The organism is Stutzerimonas decontaminans (assembly GCF_000661915.1).
Classification (GTDB): domain Bacteria; phylum Pseudomonadota; class Gammaproteobacteria; order Pseudomonadales; family Pseudomonadaceae; genus Stutzerimonas; species Stutzerimonas decontaminans.
In genome coordinates this window covers 3,898,023-3,920,384 of sequence record NZ_CP007509.1, presented here as the reverse complement: position 1 = coordinate 3,920,384, position 22,362 = coordinate 3,898,023, and the positions used below count along the sequence as shown (strand labels likewise).

20 protein-coding genes are annotated in these 22,362 nt (G+C 63.0%); 7 read left to right on the top strand and 13 right to left on the bottom strand.

Annotated features, from left to right (window positions below; translation table 11 throughout):
* Positions 1-11: 11 nt before the first annotated feature.
* Positions 12-581: a glycerol-3-phosphate 1-O-acyltransferase PlsY gene (gene plsY, locus UIB01_RS18185; protein WP_038663519.1), complete on the bottom strand. Its 570-nt coding sequence runs from the start codon at positions 579-581 to the stop codon at positions 12-14.
* Positions 582-656: 75 nt separating this feature from the next.
* Here plsY and folB point away from each other — a divergent pair, with 75 nt between their 5' ends.
* Both folB and folK read left to right on the top strand, forming a co-directional pair.
* A complete protein-coding gene (gene folB / locus UIB01_RS18180) occupies positions 657-1,010 on the top strand; it encodes a dihydroneopterin aldolase (protein ID WP_038663516.1) in 354 nt (117 codons plus the stop codon).
* On the top strand, positions 1,001-1,543 hold the full coding sequence (folK, locus tag UIB01_RS18175; protein WP_038663513.1) for a 2-amino-4-hydroxy-6-hydroxymethyldihydropteridine diphosphokinase: 543 nt from the start codon (positions 1,001-1,003) through the stop codon (positions 1,541-1,543). Before folB ends, folK begins: the two co-directional genes overlap by 10 nt.
* Before the next feature lie 7 nt (positions 1,544-1,550).
* Here the strand turns inward: folK and UIB01_RS18170 are convergent, their stop codons facing one another.
* The 11 genes from UIB01_RS18170 to UIB01_RS18120 form a co-directional block, all read right to left on the bottom strand.
* Complete coding sequence (locus UIB01_RS18170) at positions 1,551-2,717, bottom strand: multifunctional CCA addition/repair protein (protein ID WP_038663512.1); 1,167 nt, start codon at positions 2,715-2,717, stop codon at positions 1,551-1,553.
* Between the two features lie 96 nt (positions 2,718-2,813).
* The gene (locus tag UIB01_RS18165; RefSeq protein ID WP_038663510.1) at positions 2,814-4,361 is read right to left on the bottom strand and encodes a SpoVR family protein; all 1,548 of its coding nucleotides are present in this window, start codon (positions 4,359-4,361) and stop codon (positions 2,814-2,816) included.
* 10 nt (positions 4,362-4,371) lie between these two features.
* Positions 4,372-5,643 (bottom strand): YeaH/YhbH family protein, encoded by a 1,272-nt coding sequence (locus tag UIB01_RS18160; protein WP_038663506.1) that lies wholly within the window; start codon positions 5,641-5,643, stop codon positions 4,372-4,374.
* Positions 5,644-5,723: 80 nt separating this feature from the next.
* On the bottom strand, positions 5,724-7,646 hold the full coding sequence (locus tag UIB01_RS18155) for a PrkA family serine protein kinase (protein ID WP_038663503.1): 1,923 nt from the start codon (positions 7,644-7,646) through the stop codon (positions 5,724-5,726).
* Positions 7,647-7,916: 270 nt separating this feature from the next.
* Positions 7,917-8,246 (bottom strand): thiosulfate sulfurtransferase GlpE, encoded by a 330-nt coding sequence (glpE, locus tag UIB01_RS18150; RefSeq protein WP_038663500.1) that lies wholly within the window; start codon positions 8,244-8,246, stop codon positions 7,917-7,919.
* Positions 8,243-9,070 carry a symmetrical bis(5'-nucleosyl)-tetraphosphatase gene (locus UIB01_RS18145; RefSeq protein ID WP_038663497.1) on the bottom strand — a complete coding sequence of 276 codons (828 nt, stop codon included), beginning with the start codon at positions 9,068-9,070 and terminating at the stop codon, positions 8,243-8,245. Before UIB01_RS18145 ends, glpE begins: the two co-directional genes overlap by 4 nt.
* Positions 9,067-9,450: a Co2+/Mg2+ efflux facilitator ApaG/CorD gene (gene apaG, locus UIB01_RS18140; protein WP_038663494.1), complete on the bottom strand. Its 384-nt coding sequence runs from the start codon at positions 9,448-9,450 to the stop codon at positions 9,067-9,069. Before apaG ends, UIB01_RS18145 begins: the two co-directional genes overlap by 4 nt.
* A gap of 40 nt (positions 9,451-9,490) precedes the next feature.
* Complete coding sequence (rsmA, locus tag UIB01_RS18135) at positions 9,491-10,285, bottom strand: 16S rRNA (adenine(1518)-N(6)/adenine(1519)-N(6))-dimethyltransferase RsmA (protein ID WP_038663491.1); 795 nt, start codon at positions 10,283-10,285, stop codon at positions 9,491-9,493.
* A 114-nt stretch (positions 10,286-10,399) separates the two neighbouring features.
* Positions 10,400-11,392, bottom strand: coding sequence for a 4-hydroxythreonine-4-phosphate dehydrogenase PdxA (gene pdxA, locus UIB01_RS18130; RefSeq protein ID WP_038663488.1), 993 nt, complete (start codon positions 11,390-11,392; stop codon positions 10,400-10,402).
* A 112-nt stretch (positions 11,393-11,504) separates the two neighbouring features.
* Positions 11,505-12,812 carry a peptidylprolyl isomerase gene (locus tag UIB01_RS18125; protein WP_038663483.1) on the bottom strand — a complete coding sequence of 436 codons (1,308 nt, stop codon included), beginning with the start codon at positions 12,810-12,812 and terminating at the stop codon, positions 11,505-11,507.
* Entirely contained in the window at positions 12,793-15,561 is a 2,769-nt protein-coding gene (locus tag UIB01_RS18120; RefSeq protein ID WP_038665945.1) for an LPS-assembly protein LptD, read from the bottom strand. The genes UIB01_RS18125 and UIB01_RS18120 overlap by 20 nt, the downstream gene beginning before the upstream one ends.
* A 129-nt stretch (positions 15,562-15,690) precedes the next feature.
* Here UIB01_RS18120 and UIB01_RS18115 point away from each other — a divergent pair, with 129 nt between their 5' ends.
* The 3 genes from UIB01_RS18115 to UIB01_RS18105 are packed head-to-tail and all read left to right on the top strand — an operon-like array spanning position 15,691 to position 18,147.
* The gene (locus tag UIB01_RS18115; protein ID WP_038663479.1) at positions 15,691-16,710 is read left to right on the top strand and encodes an aminoglycoside phosphotransferase family protein; all 1,020 of its coding nucleotides are present in this window, start codon (positions 15,691-15,693) and stop codon (positions 16,708-16,710) included.
* The gene (gene murU, locus UIB01_RS18110; protein ID WP_038663476.1) at positions 16,707-17,378 is read left to right on the top strand and encodes an N-acetylmuramate alpha-1-phosphate uridylyltransferase MurU; all 672 of its coding nucleotides are present in this window, start codon (positions 16,707-16,709) and stop codon (positions 17,376-17,378) included. The genes UIB01_RS18115 and murU overlap by 4 nt, the downstream gene beginning before the upstream one ends.
* 1 nt (position 17,379) lies before the next feature.
* A complete protein-coding gene (locus UIB01_RS18105; protein ID WP_038663473.1) occupies positions 17,380-18,147 on the top strand; it encodes a TerB family tellurite resistance protein in 768 nt (255 codons plus the stop codon).
* 7 nt (positions 18,148-18,154) lie between these two features.
* Here UIB01_RS18105 and UIB01_RS18100 read toward each other — a convergent pair whose 3' ends face one another.
* On the bottom strand, positions 18,155-19,180 hold the full coding sequence (locus UIB01_RS18100; RefSeq protein WP_038663471.1) for an alpha/beta hydrolase family protein: 1,026 nt from the start codon (positions 19,178-19,180) through the stop codon (positions 18,155-18,157).
* Between the two features lie 96 nt (positions 19,181-19,276).
* Here UIB01_RS18100 and UIB01_RS18095 point away from each other — a divergent pair, with 96 nt between their 5' ends.
* A complete protein-coding gene (locus UIB01_RS18095; protein ID WP_038663468.1) occupies positions 19,277-21,694 on the top strand; it encodes a PAS domain-containing sensor histidine kinase in 2,418 nt (805 codons plus the stop codon).
* Positions 21,691-22,320 carry a response regulator gene (locus UIB01_RS18090; RefSeq protein WP_038663465.1) on the top strand — a complete coding sequence of 210 codons (630 nt, stop codon included), beginning with the start codon at positions 21,691-21,693 and terminating at the stop codon, positions 22,318-22,320. Before UIB01_RS18095 ends, UIB01_RS18090 begins: the two co-directional genes overlap by 4 nt.
* Positions 22,321-22,362 lie beyond the last annotated feature (42 nt).

Sequence of the window (22,362 nt, the reverse complement as noted above, 5' to 3'; positions counted from 1 at the left end):
CGCCAGTGCGGTCAGAAATGTCGTTCCCGGCCGGCGAACAGGTCGCGCACGTTGCTGCGATGGCGCCAGACGATCAGTGTGGCGAGCACGCTCATTGGCAGCAGCGCGCCGGGTTGCTGCCAGGCCAGCAATGGCAGACATAGTGGCAGGGCGATAAGGGCGGCCAGTGAGCTGGTGCGGGTCAGGCGGAATACCAGCAGCCAGGCGACGATGGCTAGCAGGGCGGCCGGTGGATAGAGCGCCAGCAGGGTGCCGGCAGCAGTGGCGACACCCTTGCCGCCGCGGAAGCGGAAATACAACGGATAGAGGTGGCCGCAGACCGCTGCCAGACCGATCCAGGCCTGTTGCTGGACGGACATGTCCAGCGCGGAGGCCAGCAGCACGGGCAGCAGGCCCTTGAGCAGATCGCCGAACAACGTGCAGATCGCCAGTCGCTTGCCTGCCAGACGAAGCATATTGGTGGCGCCGGGGTTGCCGGAGCCGCCGGCACGCGGGTCGGGCATTCCGGCCAGGCGGCTGAGCAGTATGGCGAATGACAGCGAGCCGATCAGGTACGCGAGCAATGTCAGCAGCCAGAACATGGAATCCATCCGGGGCAGGGAGCCCTTGAGTCTAACGGCGCGTATCGAGCTTGTCGTGCCGCAGGAGAACGTTGCGTGGACACAGTCTTCATCGAAGGCCTGGAAGTGGATACGGTAATTGGCGCGTATGACTGGGAGCGTGGCATTCGACAATGCCTGCACTTGGACCTGACGCTGGGCTGGGACATTCGTCCCGCCGCCGAGAATGATGAGTTGGACAAGGCCCTGGACTATGCCAAGGTCGCTGCCGCCATCGATCAGTTCGCCTCCGAGGCACGCTTCGAGCTGGTCGAAACTTTTGCCGAGCGCCTGGCACAGCGCCTGATGAGCGAGTTCGGCATCGTCTGGCTGCGCCTGCGCGTAACCAAGCCCGGCGTCAATGCGCGCGCCCGTGCGTTGGGCGTGGAGATCGAACGCGGATGTCGCTGACCCCCGTCATGCTCGGCCTGGGCAGCAATGTTCAGCGCGAACTGCGTCTGCAGGCCGGGCTCGATGCTCTAGCCGATTTGTTGCAGGACATGCGTTGCTCGCCGGTGTTCGAGAGCCTGGCGGTGGGCTACAAGGGCGACAACTTCTATAACCTGGTGGTGGGCGGCTATACCGATCTGCCGTTGACTGAACTGGACCGCCGGCTCAAGTTCATCGAGGCGGACAACGGTCGCTACGCGCCGGATCGTAAAGGCCTGCCGTTGGATATCGACGTGCTGCTGTATGACGAGTTGGTCGGCAATTTCCATGGTTTGCTGCTGCCGCGCGCGGAAATTCTGAAGAATGCCTTCGTGCTCTGGCCGTTGGCCCTATTGGCTCCGGCCCTGCGGCATCCGGCAGTTGGGAAAAGCTTTGCTGACCTATGGGCGCATGCCTCAATCGACCAGCAACTCTGGCCGGTCCCGTTTCAGTGGCGTGGCAGCGAGCTCACGCCTGCCGAACTAGTCCGTAGCCATCCCTCTCAGCGCGCCTGAGTCCGCGTTATTTCGCATTTCGCTGGCAGTAGCCGCGTAGAGTTTCGAGCCGCGCGGCACTGAGTGCCTTACCTAGCTCGGCGCCTTTGTATCCCTGATCCAGCAGCGGTTTGACCGCGACGGCCCGCGCCGCGCTCGCCGCGCCGCGGAGATAATCCGCTTGAGAAAACAGTCCGTGCTCCGGCCCTGTCCAGGCGTCCATCTCACAAGCCGCTATGAACTGCTCGAAACGCTCGGGACGGCGGTAGATGTCGAAGTGCTGCAACATGTCGAGCAGTGTCTCTGCCGGCAGTGTTCGCGCAGCGGAAGCAGCCTGATGAAATCGACCGAGCAGCATTGCCAGCTCCTGACAGTCTCTCGGCGCCTTACAACGCTGGTTGAGCGCATCGATGGCGGCCAAGCGCTCCTCTCCGTCCTCCCGGGTTGCGCAGCCAAGCAACAGGCACGCCCAGCGTACCGGCAGCGGCTGGCCATGCCTGGCGCACTGCCGAAGCGCGCCCAGCAGGTGCTCACCGGCAGCGTTGCCCATGGCGAAGGTCGCAGCCAGTTCCGGGAACAGCTCGGCCAGCGCGTCGCTGGCCTGCAGCACCTGAACGAACACGTCCGGGCGCGGCTCCATCAGCGCACGCGAAATCTCTTTCCAGCTGCGCTCCGCCGTCAGCGCCGACAACTCGCCGGAGCGCGCCAGTTGGCGCATCAGCTCCAGCGTTTCATCGGCGATCTGGAAGCCAAGCTCTGCGTAGCGTGCGGCGAAGCGCGCCACACGCAGCACGCGGAGCGGGTCTTCGGCGAAGGCCGGGGAAACGTGGCGTAGCAGGCGCGCTTGCAGGTCGTGCTGACCGCCGTAGGGATCAATCAGCTGGCCATCGTGGTCTTCGGCGATGGCATTGATGGTGAGATCGCGGCGTTGCAGATCTTCTTCTAGTGTGACGTCGGGGCTGGCATGGAAGGTGAAGCCACCATAGCCGCGGCCGCTTTTGCGCTCGGTGCGTGCCAGGGCATATTCGTCACCGGTCTGCGGATGCAGGAACACGGGAAAGTCGGCACCGACCGGGCGAAAGCCGCGCGCCAGCATCTCCTCCGGCGTGGCGCCGACCACCAGCCAATCGACTTCAGTTACCGGGCGCCCCAACAGGCGATCGCGCACCGCGCCGCCGACTTTATAGATCTGCATGTCCACCTCCGTTGGCGCGGAGGATAAAGGATATCCATGCTGAGGCTACAGCACGGTGAGGCAGACAGGGCCGCGGAGGATGTCCGCGGCCCGGGGTCATGCGAAGTTCATGCCGGGAAAACGGCTGTCGCTTTCCGGCTCGCTGCTGGGGCGTGGCGGCATGTGGTGGGTATTGACCAACTTGTCGTCCTGCATTGACTGCAGGTGTACGTCGAAGCCCCACAGCCGGTGCAGGTGCTTGAGCACTTCCTCGGTGGAGCCTCCCAGTGGCTTGCGGTCGTGCTGTGTATGACGCAGGGTCAGCGAGCGGTCGCCACGCCGGTCGACGTTCCATACCTGCACGTTGGGCTCGCGGTTGCCGAGGTTGTATTGCGCGGCAAGCAGTTCGCGAATGGTGTGGTAGCCACTTTCATCATGGATCGCCGGGACTAGCAATTCATCCTTGCGATCGTCGTCGAGAATGCTGAACAGCTTGAGGTCGCGGATCACCTTGGGTGAGAGAAACTGCAGGATAAAGCTCTCGTCCTTGAAGTTGTTCATGGCGAATTTCACCGTGGTCAACCAGTCGCTGCCGGCGATCTCGGGGAACCAGCGCTTGTCTTCCTCCGTCGGGTTCTCGCAGATCCGGCGGATGTCCTGGTACATGGCGAAGCCGAGGGTGTAGGGGTTGATGCCGCTGTAGTAGGGACTGTCGAAACCCGGCTGGTAGATGACGCTGGTGTGCGATTGCAGGAACTCCATCATGAAGCCGTCGGTGACGAGGCCCTCGTCGTACAGGTCGTTGAGCAGGGTGTAGTGCCAGAAGGTGGCCCAGCCTTCGTTCATGACCTGGGTCTGGCGCTGTGGATAGAAGTACTGCGCGATCTTGCGCACGATACGCACCACCTCGCGCTGCCACGGCTCCAACAAAGGGGCGTGCTTCTCGATGAAATAGAGAATGTTCTCCTGCGGTTCGGCCGGGAAACGCTGGCTGTCGGCCTGCCCGTCGCCCTTGTCCGCGCCCTTGGGAATGGTGCGCCAGAGGTCGTTGATCTGCCGTTGCAGGTGCTCTTCGCGATCCTTCTGTCGGCGTCGCTCTTCTTCGGCGGAGATGGGGTAGGGCCGCTTGTAGCGGTCGACGCCGTAGTTCATCAGCGCGTGGCAGGAGTCGAGCAGGTCTTCCACCGCATCAATGCCGTGGCGCTCTTCGCATTGCATGATGTACTGCTTGGCGAACACCAGGTAATCGATGATCGAGCTGGCGTCAGTCCAGGTGCGGAACAGGTAGTTGCCCTTGAAGAAGCTGTTGTGGCCGTAGCTGGCATGAGCGATCACCAGCGCCTGCATGCACATGGTGTTCTCTTCCATCAGGTAGGCGATGCAGGGATCGGAGTTGATGACGATCTCGTAGGCCAGGCCCATCTGGCCACGCTTGTAATGCTTCTCGGTGTGCAGGAACTGCTTGCCGTACGACCAGTGGTGGTAACCCAGCGGCATGCCGACCGAGGCGTAGGCGTCCATCATCTGCTCGGCGGTGATCACCTCGATCTGGTTCGGGTAGGTGTCTAGCGCGTAGCGTTCGGCGATGCGGCCGATCTCTCGGTCGTACTGCCGAATCAGGTCGAAGGTCCATTCCGAGCCGGTGGAAATGGGCTGTCGTTTCATGCTGCACACCTCAGCTGGTCATTCGCCGCTGGAACAGTTCGCGGAACACCGGGTAGATGTCCGCGGGGCCGACCAGTTGCTGTTGGGCAAACGCGTCGGAAAAGGCTTCTGCCACCTGGTTGTACTCATACCAGAGCGCCTGGTGCTCGCGCGGGGTGATTTCGACGTAGGTGAAGTACTGCACGAACGGCATGATCTGGTTGATCAGGATGTCGCGGCACAGCGGCGAGTCGTCGTTCCAGTTGTCGCCGTCGGAGGCTTGGGCGGCGTAGATGTTCCACTCGTTGGCCGGGTAACGCTCGGCCATGATCTCCTGCATCATCTTCAGCGCGCTGGAAACGATGGTGCCGCCGGTTTCCCGCGAATAGAAGAACTCCTCCTCGTCGACTTCCTTGGCACTGGTGTGGTGACGGATGAAAACCACGTCGATCTTGTCGTAGTTCCGCTTGAGGAACAGGTACAGCAGGATGAAGAAGCGCTTGGCGATGTCCTTGGTGGCCTGGGTCATGGAGCCGGAAACATCCATCAGGCAGAACATCACCGCCTTCGAGCTGGGGTTGGGGTGCTTGACCAGCAGGTTGTACTTGAGGTCGAAGGTGTCGAGAAACGGTACGCGGTTGATACGCGCCTTCAGCTTTTCGATCTCTTCTTCGGTGGCCTTGATATCGCCGAAGTTGTTCGGTTCCTCCAGGCGCAGTCGCTCCAGTTCCGTCTTCAGCGCGCGGAGCTGGGCGCGGCTGCTGCCGGACAGCGCGATGCTCCGGGCATGAGCCGAGCGCAGCGTGCGCACGATGTTGATGCGCGAAGGGTTGCCTTCGTTGCTGATGCCGGCGCGCACGGTCTTGAAGGTATCAGTGCCGGTGAGGTGGCGCTTGACCAGATTGGGCAACTCAAGGTCCTCGAACATGAAGTCGAGGAACTCCTCCTGGGTGATCTGGAAGACGAAGTCATCCATGCCTTCGCCGCTGTTGCTGGCCTGGCCAGCGCCCTGACCACCTCCGCCGCCCTGCGGCCTGGGAATGCGTTCGCCGGCGACGAACTCCTTGTTGCCGGGATGGACGATGGTCTGGCGGCCACCGCGGCCGTGGTGAAGCACCGGTTCGTCGATATCACGCCCGGGAATGCTGATCTGCTCGCCATGCTCCATGTCAGTGATGGAACGCCGGCCGACGGCTTCCTCCACCGCTTTTTTGATATGTCCACGGTATCGTTGCAGGAAGCGCTGGCGGTTCACCGTGCTCTTGTTCTTGCCATTCAGGCGACGATCGATCACGTAGCTCATAGGCCCTCCGGGCTAGGCTGAAACCATAGGCCTGAAGCTGGAGCGTGGCGCAGTGCTTCCAGCTTCAGGCGTCCAGCCACTTACTGCGATTTACGCACCCGCAGATACCATTCGGACAGCAGGCGAACCTGCTTCTCGGTGTAGCCACGCTCGACCATGCGCACGACGAAGTCGTTGTGCTTCTTCTGGTCTTCCTTGCTCGCCTTGGCGTTGAAGCTGATGACCGGCAGCAGGTCCTCGGTGTTGGAGAACATCTTCTTCTCGATCACCACGCGCAGCTTCTCGTAGGACAGCCACGACGGATTCTTGCCGTTGTTGTTGGCCCGCGCGCGCAGCACAAAGTTGACGATCTCGTTGCGGAAATCCTTCGGGTTGCTGATGCCGGCCGGCTTCTCGATCTTTTCCAGCTCCTCGTTGAGCGCCACGCGATTGAGGATCTCGCCGGTCTCCGGATCGCGATATTCCTGATCCTGAATCCAGAAGTCCGCGTACAGCACGTAGCGGTCGAAGATGTTCTGCCCATACTCGCTGTAGGACTCGAGGTAGGCGGTCTGGATCTCCTTGCCGATGAACTCGATGTAGCGCGGCGCCAGATACTCCTTGATGAAGCGCAGGTAGCGCTCACGCACCTCGGCCGGGAACTGTTCCTGCTCGATCTGCTGCTCCAGCACGTAGAGCAGGTGCACCGGGTTGGCAGCGATCTCGTGCGGGTCGAAGTTGAAGACCTTCGACAGGATCTTGAAGGCGAAGCGGGTGGAAAGGCCGTTCATGCCTTCGTCGACGCCGGCGGTGTCGCGGTATTCCTGGATCGACTTGGCCTTGGGATCGGTGTCCTTCAGATTCTCGCCGTCGTACACGCGCATCTTCGAGTAGATGTTCGAGTTTTCCGGCTCCTTCAGGCGCGACAGCACGGAGAACTGCGCGAGCATCTTAAGGGTGTCCGGCGCGCAATGGGCATGGGCCAGCGAGCTGTTGGTCAGCAGCTTGTCGTAGATCTTGATCTCGTCACTGACGCGCAGGCAGTAGGGCACCTTGACGATGTAGATGCGGTCGATGAAGGCCTCGTTGTTCTTGTTGTTGCGGAAGCTGTGCCATTCCGACTCGTTGGAGTGAGCCAGCAGGATGCCGCTGTAAGGAATCGCGCCAAGGCCTTCGGTGCTGTTGTAGTTGCCTTCTTGTGTCGCCGTCAGCAGTGGATGCAGCACCTTGATCGGCGCCTTGAACATCTCGACGAACTCCATCAGGCCCTGGTTCGCCCGGCACAGCGCACCCGAATAGCTGTAGGCGTCCGCGTCGTTCTGCGGGAATTCTTCCAGCTTACGGATATCCACCTTGCCCACCAGCGAAGAGATGTCCTGGTTGTTTTCGTCACCCGGTTCGGTCTTGGCCACGGCGATCTGGTTGAGGATCGACGGGTACAGCTTGACCACGCGGAACTTGGAAATGTCACCGCCGAATTCCTGCAGACGCTTGGTGGCCCATGGCGACATGATCGAGTTCAGATAGCGGCGCGGGATGCCGTAATCCTCCTCGAGAATCTGCGCGTCCTCGACCGGGTTGAACAGCCCCAGCGGTGACTCGAACACGGGGGATCCCTTGATCGCGTAAAAAGGCACACGCTCCATCAGCTGCTTCAGCTTCTCCGCCAAGGATGACTTGCCGCCACCCACCGGACCGAGGAGATAGAGGATCTGCTTCTTCTCTTCCAGCCCCTGCGCGGCGTGGCGGAAGTAGGAAACGATCTGGTCGATGCACTCCTCCATGCCGTGGAAATCCTCGAAGGCGGGATAACGGCGGATCACCTTGTTGGAAAAGATGCGCGACAGTCGCGAGTCAACGGATGTGTCGACCAGTTCGGGCTCACCGATCGCCATCAGCAGGCGCTCGGCGGCGCTGGCATAGGTGCCTGGGTCCGCCTTGCACAGATCGAGATATTCCTGGAGGGAATACTCCTCCTGGCGGGTCGCTTCGAAACGTTGTTGGAAGTGGCTGAAAATGCTCATGACTTCACCTCGATCGATGCACGAATAGGCGCGTCATCAGGCACTCTGGGCCCGGCCGAAGTGGCGGCCAGTGGAGTTCCCCCGAACACCTAATGGTCGAAACCCTGAAATCCGTCAGCCGTTTGCCGGCTTCGTTTATTTGGATGGCCTGAACTCAAGGATAGTTCGGATTCGGCAAGGTCAAGGGCGGGGAGGGGATTTCGGCGCTGCCGTTCGGCTGTTGACAGCGCCTAGCCCGCGGAGGGCGGGCGATCGGGGGGAAATAATTTTTTACGCTTGTTCGTCGTGCTCGACATCGGCCGGATAGGTGTGGCGCCAGAGTTCGAAGCCGCCGTCGAGGCTGTAGACGTCCGAAAAGCCCTGATTGACCAGATAGGCCGCTGCGCTCTGGCTGGAGTGGCCGTGATAGCAGGTGACGATCAGCGGCTGGTCGAGATCGGCGGCGGCAATGAAATCCGGCAGCGAGTGGTTGTCCAGATGCAGCGAGCCACTGATGTGGCCGTTGGCATAGCTGTGCGAGTCGCGGATGTCCACGATCACGGCGCCGCTGCTGCGCATGGTCTGCGCCTGTTCCGGTGGGATGCGTTTGAAGTCTGTCATGCGGGTTTACCGTGTTCACATTCGCAGCGAAGCATTTCGCCGCTGTCGAGGTTCATCAAGGTCATGGCGTTGCCCCAGACGCAGCCGGTGTCTAGCGCGAAGACGTTCGGCTCTTCGCACTGGCCTTCCAGCGCGGCCCAGTGGCCAAAGATCAGCTTGACGTTGCGGGTCTTGCGATTGGGATGGCTGAACCAGGGTGCGTAGCCGGCGGGTGCGCTGTCGGCGCCTTCTTTCGCTTCAAGATCGAGGGTGCCGTCGGCCTTGCAGAAGCGCATGCGGGTGAAGTAGTTGGTGATCAGGCGCAGCCGCGGTACCCCGTGCAGATCCTTGTTCCATTTCGCTGGTTGATTGCCGTACATGCCATCGAGGAACGGCAGCAGCAAAGCGTCGTCCTGCAGCGCCTGCTCCACTTCCGCGGCACGCTTGAGGGCTTTTTCCAGCGACCATTGCGGTGGAATGCCGGCGTGCACCATGGCGGTATGGCGTGTGGCCTCGTAATGGATAAGCTTTTGCTGACGCAGCCAGTCGATCAGATCGGTCCGATCCGGGGCGTCCAGGATTGATTGCAGGGTATCGGATTTGCGCAGGCGCTCGATGTTGTGGGCGGTCGCGAGCAGATGCAGGTCGTGATTGCCGAGTACGGTGATTGCGGAAGACTCGAGGTCGCGCACGAAGCGCAGCGCTTCCAGCGATTGCGGGCCGCGGTTAACCAGGTCGCCGGCCAGCCACAGGCAGTCGCGCGAAGGACTGAAGTCGACGCGCTCCAGGAGGCAGATCAGCGGTTCGAGGCAACCTTGCAGGTCGCCGACGGCATAGGTCGTCAATGCAATGCTCCGGGTACGGCAAGGCGGAACGGCGCAATGAGCGCATCGAATTTGTGACCATCCTCGGCCAACATCTCATAGCTGCCCTGCATGCTGCCGACGCAGGTCGCCAGCAGTGTTCCGCTGGTGTAAACGTGGTATTCGCCAGGAGCGATCAGCGGCTGCTCGCCAATGACGCCGGCGCCACGCACTTCCTGCACTTGGCCATCACCATCGGTGATGATCCAGTGTCTCGACAGCAGCTGCGCCGCCACCTCGCCATTGTTTTCAATGGTTACGGTGTAGGCAAAGGCATAACGGTTTTGTTCCGGCTCCGATTGCGCGGCCAGATAGCGAGGCGTGACGCTGACGTCGATGCGGTAGCGGTTATCGTCGGACATGAGTCTGCTCGCTGTTGAAGGCAGGTTCCAGGCCGAAGCCTTAGCTGCGTTCTGTCAGTTGATCGGACAGGCGAACAAAGGCCGCCAGGTCCAGTTGCTCGGGGCGCAGGCTGCCATCTACATCTGCAGCTGCGATGGCGTCGGCGTCCAGCAGCCCCTTGAGGGTATTGCGCAAGGTCTTGCGCCGTTGGTTGAACGCCTCGCGCACTACGCGCTCCAGTTGATGGTGATCGCGGGCCGGATGCGGCAGCGTCTCATGCGGCACCAGGCGCACGATCGCCGAATCAACCTTTGGCGCCGGGTTGAACGCGCCCGGCCCGACGTTGAACAGGTGCTCCACGCGACAGTGATACTGCACCATGATCGAAAGGCGGCCCCAATCACCACCGCCTGGCGTGGCCGCAAGGCGCTCAACTACTTCCTTCTGCAGCATGAAATGCATGTCGCGAATGAGGTGCGCATGGGCGAGCAGGTGAAAGATCAGCGGGGTAGAGATGTTGTAGGGCAGGTTGCCGACGATGCGCAGGCTGTTTGGCTCCGTACTCAGGCGGCTGAAGTCGAACTTCAAAGCGTCGCCCTGGTGCAGGTTGAAGTTTTCGCGTTCGGCAAATTTGCTCTGCAGGATGGGGATCAGATCCAGGTCGAGCTCGACGACATCCAAATGTGCGCCGCTGTCGAGCAGACCTTCGGTCAGTGCGCCCTGGCCCGGTCCGATCTCCACCAGCCGCTCACCCTGCTTGGCATGAATTGCCCGCAGGATACGGTGGATGACGCCGGCGTCATGCAGGAAGTTCTGGCCAAAGCGCTTGCGCGCGCGGTGCTGATAATCGGACATCGGGGCTCCAGGGAGCAGCTTGAAGCCTGAAGCTCGAAGCTGAAAAACGAATAAGGCGCCTATTTTAGCAGGCAAGGACGGCAAGAAGATCGCTCGAGCCGCGCGCACTGCTCGCTAGCTGCGGCTGCGTGCCATCTGATAAGCCGTCTCCAGCGCAACCCGCAGGCTGCCGGTGTCGATCCTGCCGCTGCCGGCCAGATCCAGCGCGGTGCCGTGGTCGACCGACGTGCGGATGATCGGCAAGCCGAGCGTGACATTGACTGCTGCACCGAAACCCTTGTACTTGAGTACCGGCAGGCCCTGGTCGTGGTACATCGCCAGCACCGCGTCGCAATGCTCGAGGTTCTTCGGGGTGAACAGCGTGTCGGCAGGCAGTGGGCCGATCAGGTCGAGGCCTGCTTCGCGGAGCCTGGCAAGCGTCGGCTCGATGATCTCGATTTCCTCACGGCCCAGGTGTCCGCCTTCGCCAGCATGCGGGTTTAACCCGCATACCAGAATGCGCGGCTGAGCGATGCCGAACTTGCTGACCAGATCGTTGTGCAGGATCCGCGTAACCCGCTCCAGTCGCTCCGGGGTAATCGCCGCGGCGACATCCTTGAGCGGCAGATGGGTGGTCACCAGTGCCACCCGCAGGCCGTGCGTTGCAAGCATCATGACCACCTGCTCGGTGTGGGTCAGCTCGGCGAGGAACTCAGTGTGGCCGGAAAAGGGGACGCCGGCTTCATTGATCACGCCCTTGTGCACAGGCGCGGTGATCATGCCGGCGAAGCTGCCATTCAGACAGCCGCGTCCGGCGCGGGTCAGTGTCTCCAACACGTAGCGGCCATTGCGTGGATCAAGTTGGCCCGCCAGCACCGGCGCATCGAGTGGTGTGTCCCAGACGTACAGGCTGTTGGCGGGTGCTGGTTCGCTTGGCCAGTTGTCTGGGCCGACATCATGTAGTTCGATCGCAAGCCCTAGCTGCGCGGCGCGCTCGGCCAGCAGCGAATGACTGGCAATGGCTATCAGGGGCTGGGGCTGGGCCTCGCGCGCCAGCAACAGGCAGAGATCCGGGCCAATGCCGGCTGGCTCGCCGGGCGTGAGAACGAAGGGGCGGGAAACAGACATCGAGGCACTCTCGGCTTGGAGGCGGCGGATGCCCCCTTAAATGAAAACGGGGTGGCGGCCCTTCGGCCAACACCCCGCGTTCCTGTCTTGCTAGTAACTTGCTACCTACTGCTTAGAGCTTGATCTCGACGTAGGCTTCGTCGCGAATCTGGCGTAACCAGGCCTGCAGCTCTTCGTCGTACTTGCGGTTGCGCAGCAGGGTCAGCGCCTGTTGCTCGCGGAATTGCTCGCTGGCATCGGTCGCGCGGCGGCCGAGCACTTCGAGGATGTGCCAGCCGTAGGGGGACTTGAATACCGGGGAGAGTTCACCGCTCGCGGTGTTCGCCATGACTTCACGGAACTCGGGTACCAGCGAAGCCGGGTCGATCCAGTTCAGGTCGCCACCGTTGAGCGCCGAACCGGGATCTTCGGAAAAGCTCTTCGCCAGCTGGGCGAAATCTTCGCCGGCACTGATGCGGTCACGCAGGCGCTGCACCAGCAGGCGTGCTTCCTCTTCGCTACGGATCGCGCTGGGTTTGATCAGGATATGACGGACATGCACTTCGTCACGCACCTGCGTCTCGCCGCCGCGCTTGTCCAGCAGCTTGAGCATGATGAAGCCCGGCGGTGTGCGGACCGGCTCGGTTACTTCACCGACCGCTAGTTCGCGTACCGCAGTATCGAAGGGCGGCGGCAGCTGAGCAGCCTTGCGCCAGCCCATGTCGCCGCCTTCCAGCGCGTTCTCGCTGCCGGAGCGCGATACGGCGAGACGTGCGAAATCAGCACCCTGTTGAAGCTGCTGGTAGGTTTCCATGGCCGTACGTTCGGCAGCTTGGATGGTTGCCGAATCGGCAGCTTCCGGCACGGCGATCAGGATATTGGCGAGGTGGTACTCCTCGGACAGCTGAAGCTTGCCCAGATCGGAGGCCAGGAAGTTCTGCACTTCCTGATTGGACACCTGGATGCGCTCGGCGACGCGACGCTGACGCACGCGGCTGATGACCATCTCCCGACGGATCTGCTCGCGGGCGCTCTCCAGGCTAAGGCCGTCACGCGACAATGCTTCGCGGAACTGCTCCAGCGACATGTTGTTGCGCTGGGCGATGGTACCCATAGCCTGGTTGAGTTCTTCGTCGGCGATGCGAATGCCGGAACGATCGCCGATCTGCAGCTGCAGGTTTTCGGTGATCAGGCGCTCCAGCACCTGTTGTTGCAGCACATCCATCGGCGGCGCGTCGGCGCCACGCTTCTCGATGGTTTGCTGGACTTCACGAATCCGCTGCTGCAGCTGGCTCTGCATGATGACGTCGTTATCAACGATCGCCACCACGCGATCCAGTGGTTGAACCTGGGCCAGGGCCGCAGGCGCGAGAGTCGCACCGCTCAGCAGCAGAGCGCCGAGCGCGAGCGGGCGCAGTACTTCAGAAAGCTTGATCTTCACGTTCACGGTAGCCTTGGATGCCTTCGTCGAGGAAAGTTTCGGTCGCATTGCCGACTACGCCGCCGAGTCCCTTGAGGACGATCTGCAGGAAGATGCCGCGGTCCGGCTCGTCGTTGCGGTCGGGGTTGAGGCTGGTCTCGTCGTAGTCGATCCAATAGCGATTGATCAGGCGCAGTTTCCAACAGCAGCTGTCGTACTCGAAGCCACCGAAGGCCTCCAGCGTGCGGCTGCGGCTGTAATCATGCTGCCAGCGGGCGATGACGCTCCACTGCGGGACGACCGGCCAGATGACCGAGAAGTCATGCTGGTTGATCTTGTAGTAGTCCTTTATGTATTCCGGCGTGCCAGGGGTGCCGTAATCGCCACCATAGGTCCACTCGCCGCTAGCCTGGTCGAATCGCATGGTGTCGTTGCGATAGCGATAGCCGAGGTTGACGATCTTCCCTGGGTTTTCTTCCGGCTGGTAATGCCACATGGCGCTGCCGGAGCGAGTGCTGTGGCTGTCTGGATCCCAGTTGAAGGTCGAGGTGAAGCGCCAGTCGCGGTTGTAGCGATACATGTATTCCAGTGCATACGGCGACACATCGGAAGTGGCGCTGGCGCGTGTGCGGTAATCGATGCCACGCAGTTGCACCTTGCGATCTTCGAAGTAGAACGCCTGGCCGATACTGAAGCGCTGACGCTCAAAGCCATTGGGCTCTACCCAGCGATTGGTCACGCCGAGCGAAACCTGATTGGCATCGCCGATGCGGTCCTTGCCGGAGAAACGGTTCTCGCGCCAGAGCGAGGAATAGCTGAAGCTGCTCTCGCCGGTATCGAAGATCGGGATGTCGTCCTGATCTTCCTCGGGTACGTAGAGATAGAACAGGCGCGGTTCGAGCGTCTGGCGATAATTCTTGCCGAACCACTGGGTGTCGCGGTCGAAGTACAGGCCGCTGTCGACACTCAAGATCGGCACGCTGCGGTTCTGGCTGCTGTCGAACGATTCGTAGCTGGCCAGTGTGCTCTGGCCGCGGCCGTCCAAGTCGAGGTCGTACTGGGTGTACGCATATTTCAGCGAAGGCTTGAGGAAGCCCCACGACCAGTTCAGAGGGAGGCTGACGCCCGGCTCAAGATGCAGACGCTCGCCTTCGGCGCGGGTCAGACCGCGCAAACGATCGTCATACCACTGCTCAGGATTGCCGTCTTCGTTGATGAAGTTGCCGCTGCGCAGGCTGCGCTGGAAGCTGACGAACTCGGTCTTGTAGGCGAAGTTCAGGCCGCCTGGCTGGAAAGGCAGGCGCCCATCCAGGGTCAGCTGCGGCAGTCGCTCGTAAGGCGTGATGTCTGTAACCGTGGCGCGCTCATAGGCGTGCATGTTCAGGCGCGCCGTATAGGTGTTGCCGCGGTAGGTGAGCGTGCCGCGCTGATCAAGGTGATCAGGTTGGCTGATATTCAGGTTGGTATCCAGATCCTGAAAGTAATAAGGATCGCTGATATCGGTGTAGTCCACCTCGGCGAGCCAGCGCGAATCCAGCCCGGTGCGGTTCTGCCAGCTGTACATCCAGCGCTGGTCTTCGTACTCGGACTGCAGCTTGCGATCGTCGTTGCTGTCGTCCAGATAGGCCGCGCCGAACTGGCCCTCGCTGCTACGCGTCAGGTAGCGGAATTCGCCTTCCATCAGCAGGCCACGATCGGTCATCAGGTGCGGATACAGCGTGGCGTCGAAGTTCGGCGCCAGGTTGAAGTAGTAGGGCGTCTGCAGAGAGAAGCCGTTGTCGCTGGACGAGCCGATGCTCGGTGCGAGGAAGCCCGATTGGCGACGGTCATCGATGGGGAAGTGGATATAGGGGGTGTAGAACACCGGGATATCCTTGACCCGCAGCGTGACGTTGGTTGCCGAACCGAAGCCAGTGGCCGGGTTCAGCGTGACGTTGTTGCCCTTCAGGTGCCAGGTGTTTTCACCCGGTTCGCAGCTGGTGTAGGTGCCGTCCTTGAGGCGGATGATCGCGGTTTCTTCGCGCTTGGCGTATTGCGCGCTGCCGCGGACCTTGCCGGAGTGCACGACGTACTCGGCGTTTTCCACCTTGGCTTCGCCGCTGTCGAGGAATATCTCGGCACGGTCACCGACGAGCAATGCGTCACGGTCGCGGAAGCGAACGTTGCCGGTCAGTTCGCCGCGATTTTCCAGCTGGTGCAGGCTGGCTTCGTCCGCCTCGACCTGGATGCTGCCTTGGCGCAGGATCACGTCGCCGGCGAGGGTAGCGATTTCCTGCGCCTGTTCGTAGCGCGTCGCCTTGGCCGACACATAGGTCGGCGCTTCGCTCATCGGTGTGGTGTCGAATTTGCCGGGACGGTCGGGCTCGACATAGGTGCCGGCGCAGTACGGGCCGGTTTCGGCGAGCTGGGCGGGCGTCAGCTGATCGCGAGGCACCCAGTCGAGGTGGCTGAAATCGGCGCTGCGCGATGCTAGGGCGCGGCCTTTGCTTTCGGTGACCAGCTTGGTGGTTGCGGTCGGCGCCTGCGCCTTGGCAGTCGTCGACTTGCTGGTGCTCGGCGTGCTTGCAACGCTACCGCTTTGTGTCGGGCGCGGCGGCAGCGCTTGGCTTGGCGCGCTGGACGCGCAATTCCAGCCACCGGAAGCGTCCGGCTGGCAGGCAAACTGTTCGGCTGCGAAAACAAAAGGTACCGCTACCGGTTGCAATGCAAGCAGGCCGCCAGTAACCAGTAGAGGGAATTTTTTACGAAACGCGGGGTATTTGACTGCCATCTTGTTTTTTGGTCCGTGCTTGCGGCGAGCCATCGGCCGGCTGGGCCGCACGCCTCTCGATGGGCTGAGAAAGATGCAGGATAATAAAGCATGACCCGCCTATCGGCTAGCGCCGTGGAGACCCCCTGGATGCCGCATCAAGATCAACGTCTGCTGGACCTGAGCGCCTGGCTGGAACAGCAATTACCCGAAGTCTTCGCCCGTTGCGGCTGGGGCGAAGTGCCGGCGGCGCAGCTCACTGCCGCCAGCAGTGATGCCAGTTTCCGCCGTTACTTCCGCTGGCAAGGGGGCGAGCGCAGCCTGATCGTGATGGATGCGCCGCCGCCCCAGGAAGACTGCCGGCCCTTCGTCAAGGTCGCACAGATGCTGGATGACGCCGGTGTTCATGTGCCGCAGATACTGGCCTCCGATCTCGAGCGTGGCTTCCTGCTGCTGACCGACCTGGGCCGCCAGACCTATCTGGATGTGATCGATCAGAGCAATGCCGAGCAGCTGTTCGAAGACGCCGTCCAGGCGTTGCTCAAGTTCCAGCTGCATCCGGTGACGCAGCCGATGCCAGCCTACGACGAGGCCTTGCTGCGCCGCGAACTGCAGCTCTTCCCCGAGTGGTATGTGCAGCGCCATCTCGGCCATACGTTAACTGAAGCGCAGCAGGCTGCGTGGGAGCGTATCTGTCGGCAACTGATCGATTCGGCGCTGGCGCAGCCGCGGGTGCTGGTGCATCGCGATTACATGCCGCGCAATCTAATGATCAGCGAGCCGAACCCCGGCGTGCTGGACTTTCAGGACGCGGTGCTCGGTCCGGTCAGCTACGACATCACCTCGCTGTTCAAGGATGCCTTTCTCAGCTGGCCAGAGGCGCAGGTGCAGGTCTGGCTGGAAGGTTACTGGCACAAGGCGCGTGCCGCCGGCGTGGCCCTACCCGAATCGCTTGACGAGTTCCTGCGGGCCAGTGACCTGATGGGTATGCAGCGGCACTTGAAGGTGATCGGCATTTTCGCCCGAATCTGCCACCGCGACGGCAAGCCACGTTACCTGGCCGACGTTCCGCGCTTCTTTGCCTATATCGAGGCCGTGCTGGCGCGGCGGCCAGAGCTAGCCGAGCTGCAGCAGCTGCTGGCCGAACTGCCGCAGGCGCCGCAAGCATGAAGGCGATGATTCTGGCTGCCGGCAAGGGTGAGCGGTTGCGCCCGCTGACACTGCATACGCCCAAACCGTTGGTTCGCGCCGCTGGCGTGCCGCTGATCGAGTATCACGTTCGTGCCCTGGCGACCGCCGGCTTCGACGAGCTGGTGATCAACCATGCCTGGCTCGGGCAGCAGATCGAGGACTATCTCGGTGATGGCAGCCGCTTCGGCGTGGCGATCCGCTATTCGGCCGAAGGTGAGCCGCTGGAGACCGGCGGCGGCATTCATCGGGCGTTGGGACTGCTGGGCGGTGAGCCGTTCCTCGTAGTCAACGGCGATATCTGGACCGACTACGACTTCGCCCAACTGCGGCGCCCTCTGTCGGGGCTCGCGCATCTGGTGCTGGTGAACAACCCGCCGCATCACCCGGGCGGTGATTTCAGTCTGGTGGATGCGGCCGTCAAAGAGCCTGAGGGCAATGGTGAGGCGCTGACCTACAGCGGCATCTCCGTTCTGCATCCGGCGCTGTTCGAAGGCTGCCAGCCGGGGGCCTTCAAGCTGGCGCCATTGCTGCGACGAGCCATGGCTGATGGACAGGTGAGTGGTGAGTGCCATGCCGGGCTCTGGGTGGACGTAGGCACCCACGAGCGCCTGGCCGAAGTCGAGCAACTACTGGAGGCGCGACGCTGACATGTTCTGGCCCATCACGCTGTTGGGGCTGCTGATCGGCTGGTTGCTGGCCAGCATTCCGGGCGCTTTGCTCGGCGGTCTGCTGGGGCAGGTGCTGGATCGCCGGCTAGGGCTCGATTCCTGGGCCAGCCTGCGTGCGCGCCTGGCCGGCAAACCGGTGCTGCAAGGCCAGGATTTGCTGTTCTTTCTGTTGGGGCGTTTGGCCAAGAGTGGCGGACGCGTGAGCCCGGCACATATCCAGGCCGCCCGTGACGAAATGCGCCGGCAGGGTCTTGATGCTGCGGCGCAGCGGCAGGCCATCGCTGCGTTCAATCGCGGCAAGGCCAGCGGTGATGGCCTGCGTGACACCCTGCAGCGACTGCGAAGCCAGCGCGAAGAGAATCGTCGTCTGATCCAGGCCTGCTGGCGTATGGCGCGTGCGCAGGGTCAAATCGGCGCTTGCGAACATGAGCTGGTGCTGCTCTGGGGCAAGTGGCTGGGTTGGGATGCGGCCGAGGTGGCGGCGTTGGACCCGGGCGCGACTCGACGCAAGGAGGCACCGGCTGGTCGGGGTGGCGCTTATGAACAGGCCATGCAGTTGCTGGGTGTGCGTCCGGATACCGATCCGCAGCTGATCAAGCGCGCCTATCGCCGCCTGCTGAGTAAGCATCATCCCGATAAGCAGGCCGGAGCCGGTGCGAACGCCGCTCAGGTGCGCGACGCCACCGAGCGCACCCGCGAGCTGCATAGCGCCTACGCATTGATCCGCGAGCGCCGCGGCTTTCGTTGATACGGACTTACCGGGCTGGCTTACGGTCCAGCCAGCCCCGTACGCGGCGCACCAGTTGTTCCTGTTCGTAGTGCCGGTCGCCGGTCAGATTGGTCAGTGCGACCTGTCGGTAATCCCTGTGGCCGGCACGGCGCGCCGCGTTGCGTCGTTGCATGGCCTGCTCCTGTGCAGCCGGCCGATCATTCATATAGAAGTCGCCTACGCCGATGGCGAGCGCCGCAAGATAGGCCTCCAACGGCTGCTCCGGCATCGGCGGCGTACGTGGATCGACCACCACCAGTTGCCCGACATCCTTTGGCTGAAGCTGTGCCAGGTACTGGCTCGCCCAGTAGGCGCCGGTGCCATGGCCGATCAGAACAATCGTCGACGCCTGCAGTGTGCGCGCATGCTCGATGGCAGCATCCAGGCGCGCCAGCATGCGCTCGGCATGAGTTGGGGGCGGCGTGTCCTGCTCGGCTTGTGGCGGCGTCGATTCGTCGTTGTCCGTGGCTGCCGTCTGCTCAGGCAGGTAGCCCGCCGAAGTGGTTTGCGCCGCGGCCGGCTGGGTATCGGTGGTGTCAGGCTCAGCGTTTTCTTCCGTTTCGGGCTTCTCTTCCGCAGCCGGGGCTTCTGGCGTTGGCGGGCGCGGGCCAGGGCTAAGCGCCGGATCAGCGGGTGTCAGGCTGAGGGTATGCCAGCCATGCTCGGGAAGGCCGCGCCGTAGCGGGCCGACTGCACGTGGCCAGTCGGCGGTTTCGCCTTCGCTGGGCACGATGACCAACACGCCGCGGGCCTTTGCCGTGTTCGCCGGGTGCCAGAGCGCAAGGAACTTGTCCTCCTCGCCCAGCTGCAGCTGGGCAGCGGCTTCGAGCTGCCGTTGCAGCCCTGCGGCCAACGCTTCGCTGCGTGTTTGAGGCGATGGCCGGGACGTTGCAGCTGGCTCGTCCGGTGGTGTTTCCTGAGCCGCCTCCGGTTCCTGCGCCGCGGCCATGTACGGCACGCCGCCGCCAAGCGCGACGCCGAACAAAAGCACTAGAGCAGGCAGGCAGCGCATGGATTATCTCCGCTATGGGTGTCGGCACCACGCTGGCGCCGGCAGGGGTTATGCATTACAACAGCGTGTCGGCACGCCCATCAATTGCGTGAATATATGCTCGCCTTATCCCTGCGCTTCCTTCTTCTCATCAGCCTGGCGCTGCCGTTCGCGGCCGGTGCCGTGACGCTCGACGACGACAGCCGTGCCTGGCTGGAGCAGCATCCGGAGTGGCGCGTCGGCGTGGTGATGGGCGCGCCCTACGCCGAGTATGACCAGCGCCAGCGGCGCCTGTCAGGCTTTCATGTGCAGCTGATGGAGCGTCTGGCGGACGACCTCGGGGTGCGCCTGCAATGGCGCCGCTTCAGTGACGAGGCTGCGCTGGAGAAGGCCGCCCGCGAAGGCCTGATCGATGTGGCGCCGGGCCTGCGGCAGACGCCGGCCGGTTTGCGGCTGTGGCGCTACAGCGATCCCTTTCTGCGCATCCCGCGCTTGTTGGTCGGAGATCGCGGCGGTCCGCGCGCCATCGACCTGGAGTATCTGCACCCGAGCGAACTGGTTTCCGCCGTCGGGCCGGGTCCAGTCAGCGAGTTTCTTGCCAGCAACTATCCCAATATCACCGTGCTGACGGCGACCAGCCAGGCCGATGCGCTGCGTCAGGTGCTGGAGGCCAAGGCCAGCTATGCCGTGATCGACGAACCGGTGTTCGCGCGGCTGTCGCAGCAGGTGGAGTATGACTCGCTGGCGGTGGTCGGTGATCTGGGCAACCCGCAGCTGCTGCGTATCGCTTCGCGGCGTGACAGCGCCGAACTCGCTGCCGTGCTCGATACGGCGCTGCGGCAATTTCCGGCGCGGGAATTCAGTCAGTTGCAGGAACAGTGGCTCAAGACCCGCAGCATTGATCTCGGCCGCGAGGTCAGCTACTGGCGCAGTCTCAGCCTGCTGCTCGGCGTTCTGCTCCTGGCCTGCCTGCTGATGCTCGCCTGGCAGCGGCGCCAGCATGGACTGCTGGAGAGCCGGCTGAAGACCGCCCGCCGCGACATCGAGCTGCGCGAGGCGGCCGAAGAAGCGCAGCGGCTAACGCAGTTCTGTCTCGATCACAGCACCGTCGGCATCCTCTGGCTCAACTGGGACAGTCGCGTGCGCTACGCCAACCAGGCCGCCGAGATGTTGCTCGGGCATGCCTCCGGCGGTTTGCTCGATCAGCCGTTGGAAACATTCGACCCGGCGCTGGGCATGGATGCCTGGCTGGCGCGTTGGCGGGCCGCGCGCACGGGCGAAGACGACCGCCAGGTGCACGAATGCGAGTGGCAGCGCGCCGACGGCCAGCGCTTTCCGGCGGCGGTCACCTACAGCTTTCTGCGCTTCGGCAGCCGCGAATACCTGGTGGTGTTTCTTGCCGACATCACCGAGCGGCGCCGCGCCAGCGCCCAGCTGCAGGAGAGCGAGGCGCGGCTCAAGGCCATGGCCGGCAACGTGCCGGGGCTGGTGTTCCGCCTGGAGCGCGACGGGCCGCAGGCCCCGGTACGGGTGGCTTATATCAGCGAAGCCAGCCAGCGCCTGGTGGGCTATTCCGCCGAGCGCCTGCTACAGCCCGGACTGGGCATTCGCAGCCTGGTGCATGCCGATGACGAGGCCGGCTACTGGGCCAGTCAGCAGCTGGCATTGGAGAAAAGCCAGGACTGGCGCTGGCAAGGGCGCATTCTCAATCGCGATGGCGAGGTGCGCTGGGCCGATATCCGTGCCTCCGTGCGCGGCCAGCCGGATGGCCGCCAGGTGTGGGACGGTATCGTCTGGGACATCACCGACAACAAGCGCATCGAGCTGGAGCTGGATGCCTCGCGCGCGCAATTGCGCGAGTTGGCCGCGCACCTGGAGACGGTGCGCGAGGAGGAGAAGGCGCATATCGCCCGCGAGGTGCACGACGAGCTGGGCCAGGTGCTGACCGTGCTCAAGCTGGAAACCTCGATGTGCGAGCTGGGCTTCGCCGACCTCGATCCGGCCCTGGCGCAGCGGCTGGAAAGCATGAAGCGGTTGATCGCCCAGCTGTTCCATCGGGTGCGCGACGTGGCCACCGCGCTGCGCCCGCCGATTCTCGACGCCGGCATCGCCTCGGCCGTGGAGTGGCAGGCGCGGCGCTTCGAAGAACGCAGCGGCGTGGCCTGTTTGGTCGAAGTGCCGGAATGCCCGCCGTTGCTGGGTAACGCCAAGGCCATCGGCCTGTTCCGCATTCTTCAGGAATCGCTGACCAATGTGATGCGTCACGCTCAGGCGCAGACGGTAAGCGTGCAGTTACTGCTCGAAGGCAACATGCTCTGTCTGCGCGTCAGCGACGATGGTTGCGGTTTTCCTGTGGCCGCGCGCGGCGCCGGCAGTTCGTTCGGTCTGGTCGGCATGCGCGAGCGGGTGCAGATGCTCGGCGGGCAACTGATAATCGACAGTCAGCCCGGCGAGGGCACCACCATCACGGCGCGGGTTCCACTGGACCCGGTGCCGCTTCCATCAGCCGCAAGCACTGGAGCATTGCCGTCATGATCAGGGTCATGGTCGCCGAAGATCACACCATCGTCCGCGAGGGCATCAAGCAGCTGATCGGCATGGCGCGTGACATGCAGGTAGTCGGCGAGGCCGCCAATGGCCAACAGCTGCTCGACCAGTTGCGCCAGATCAGTTGCGATGTGGTCCTGCTGGACATCTCCATGCCCGGCGTCAACGGCCTCGAGGCGATTCCACGGATCCGCGCGCTGAACCAGCCGCCGGCGGTACTGGTGCTGTCGATGCACGACGAAGCGCAGATGGCGGCGCGGGCGCTGAAGATCGGCGCGGCCGGCTACGCGACCAAGGATAGCGAGCCAGCGCTACTGCTGACCGCCCTGCGCAAGGTCGCCGGTGGCGGGCGCTACATTGATCCGGCGTTGGCCGACCGCATGGTCTTCGAGGTTGGCCTGACCGATTCGCGGCCGCCGCATGCGCTGCTTTCCGAACGGGAATACTCAGTATTCGAACGGCTGGTGCAGGGCGATTCGGTGAACGACATCGCCGGCAAGCTGGCGCTGAGCAGCAAGACCATCAGCACCCACAAGGCCCGCCTGATGCAGAAGCTGGCAGCGCATTCGGTGGCCGATCTGGTGCGCTACGCCATGGAACACAAGCTGGTCTGAGCGCCAGCCACCGACCCGTCGTGTAGGGCGTTCCCTACACGC

Coding starts and splice junctions, on each gene's coding strand:
- plsY (WP_038663519.1), bottom strand. CDS start 581: ATGTTCTGGCTGCTGACATTGCTCGCGTACCTGATCGGCTCGCTGTCA.
- folK (WP_038663513.1), top strand. CDS start 1,001: ATGTCGCTGACCCCCGTCATGCTCGGCCTGGGCAGCAATGTTCAGCGC.
- UIB01_RS18170 (WP_038663512.1), bottom strand. CDS start 2,717: ATGCAGATCTATAAAGTCGGCGGCGCGGTGCGCGATCGCCTGTTGGGG.
- UIB01_RS18165 (WP_038663510.1), bottom strand. CDS start 4,361: ATGAAACGACAGCCCATTTCCACCGGCTCGGAATGGACCTTCGACCTG.
- UIB01_RS18160 (WP_038663506.1), bottom strand. CDS start 5,643: ATGAGCTACGTGATCGATCGTCGCCTGAATGGCAAGAACAAGAGCACG.
- UIB01_RS18155 (WP_038663503.1), bottom strand. CDS start 7,646: ATGAGCATTTTCAGCCACTTCCAACAACGTTTCGAAGCGACCCGCCAG.
- glpE (WP_038663500.1), bottom strand. CDS start 8,246: ATGACAGACTTCAAACGCATCCCACCGGAACAGGCGCAGACCATGCGC.
- apaG (WP_038663494.1), bottom strand. CDS start 9,450: ATGTCCGACGATAACCGCTACCGCATCGACGTCAGCGTCACGCCTCGC.
- rsmA (WP_038663491.1), bottom strand. CDS start 10,285: ATGTCCGATTATCAGCACCGCGCGCGCAAGCGCTTTGGCCAGAACTTC.
- pdxA (WP_038663488.1), bottom strand. CDS start 11,392: ATGTCTGTTTCCCGCCCCTTCGTTCTCACGCCCGGCGAGCCAGCCGGC.
- UIB01_RS18120 (WP_038665945.1), bottom strand. CDS start 15,561: ATGGCAGTCAAATACCCCGCGTTTCGTAAAAAATTCCCTCTACTGGTT.
- UIB01_RS18115 (WP_038663479.1), top strand. CDS start 15,691: ATGCCGCATCAAGATCAACGTCTGCTGGACCTGAGCGCCTGGCTGGAA.
- murU (WP_038663476.1), top strand. CDS start 16,707: ATGAAGGCGATGATTCTGGCTGCCGGCAAGGGTGAGCGGTTGCGCCCG.
- UIB01_RS18105 (WP_038663473.1), top strand. CDS start 17,380: ATGTTCTGGCCCATCACGCTGTTGGGGCTGCTGATCGGCTGGTTGCTG.
- UIB01_RS18100 (WP_038663471.1), bottom strand. CDS start 19,180: ATGCGCTGCCTGCCTGCTCTAGTGCTTTTGTTCGGCGTCGCGCTTGGC.
- UIB01_RS18095 (WP_038663468.1), top strand. CDS start 19,277: ATGCTCGCCTTATCCCTGCGCTTCCTTCTTCTCATCAGCCTGGCGCTG.
- UIB01_RS18090 (WP_038663465.1), top strand. CDS start 21,691: ATGATCAGGGTCATGGTCGCCGAAGATCACACCATCGTCCGCGAGGGC.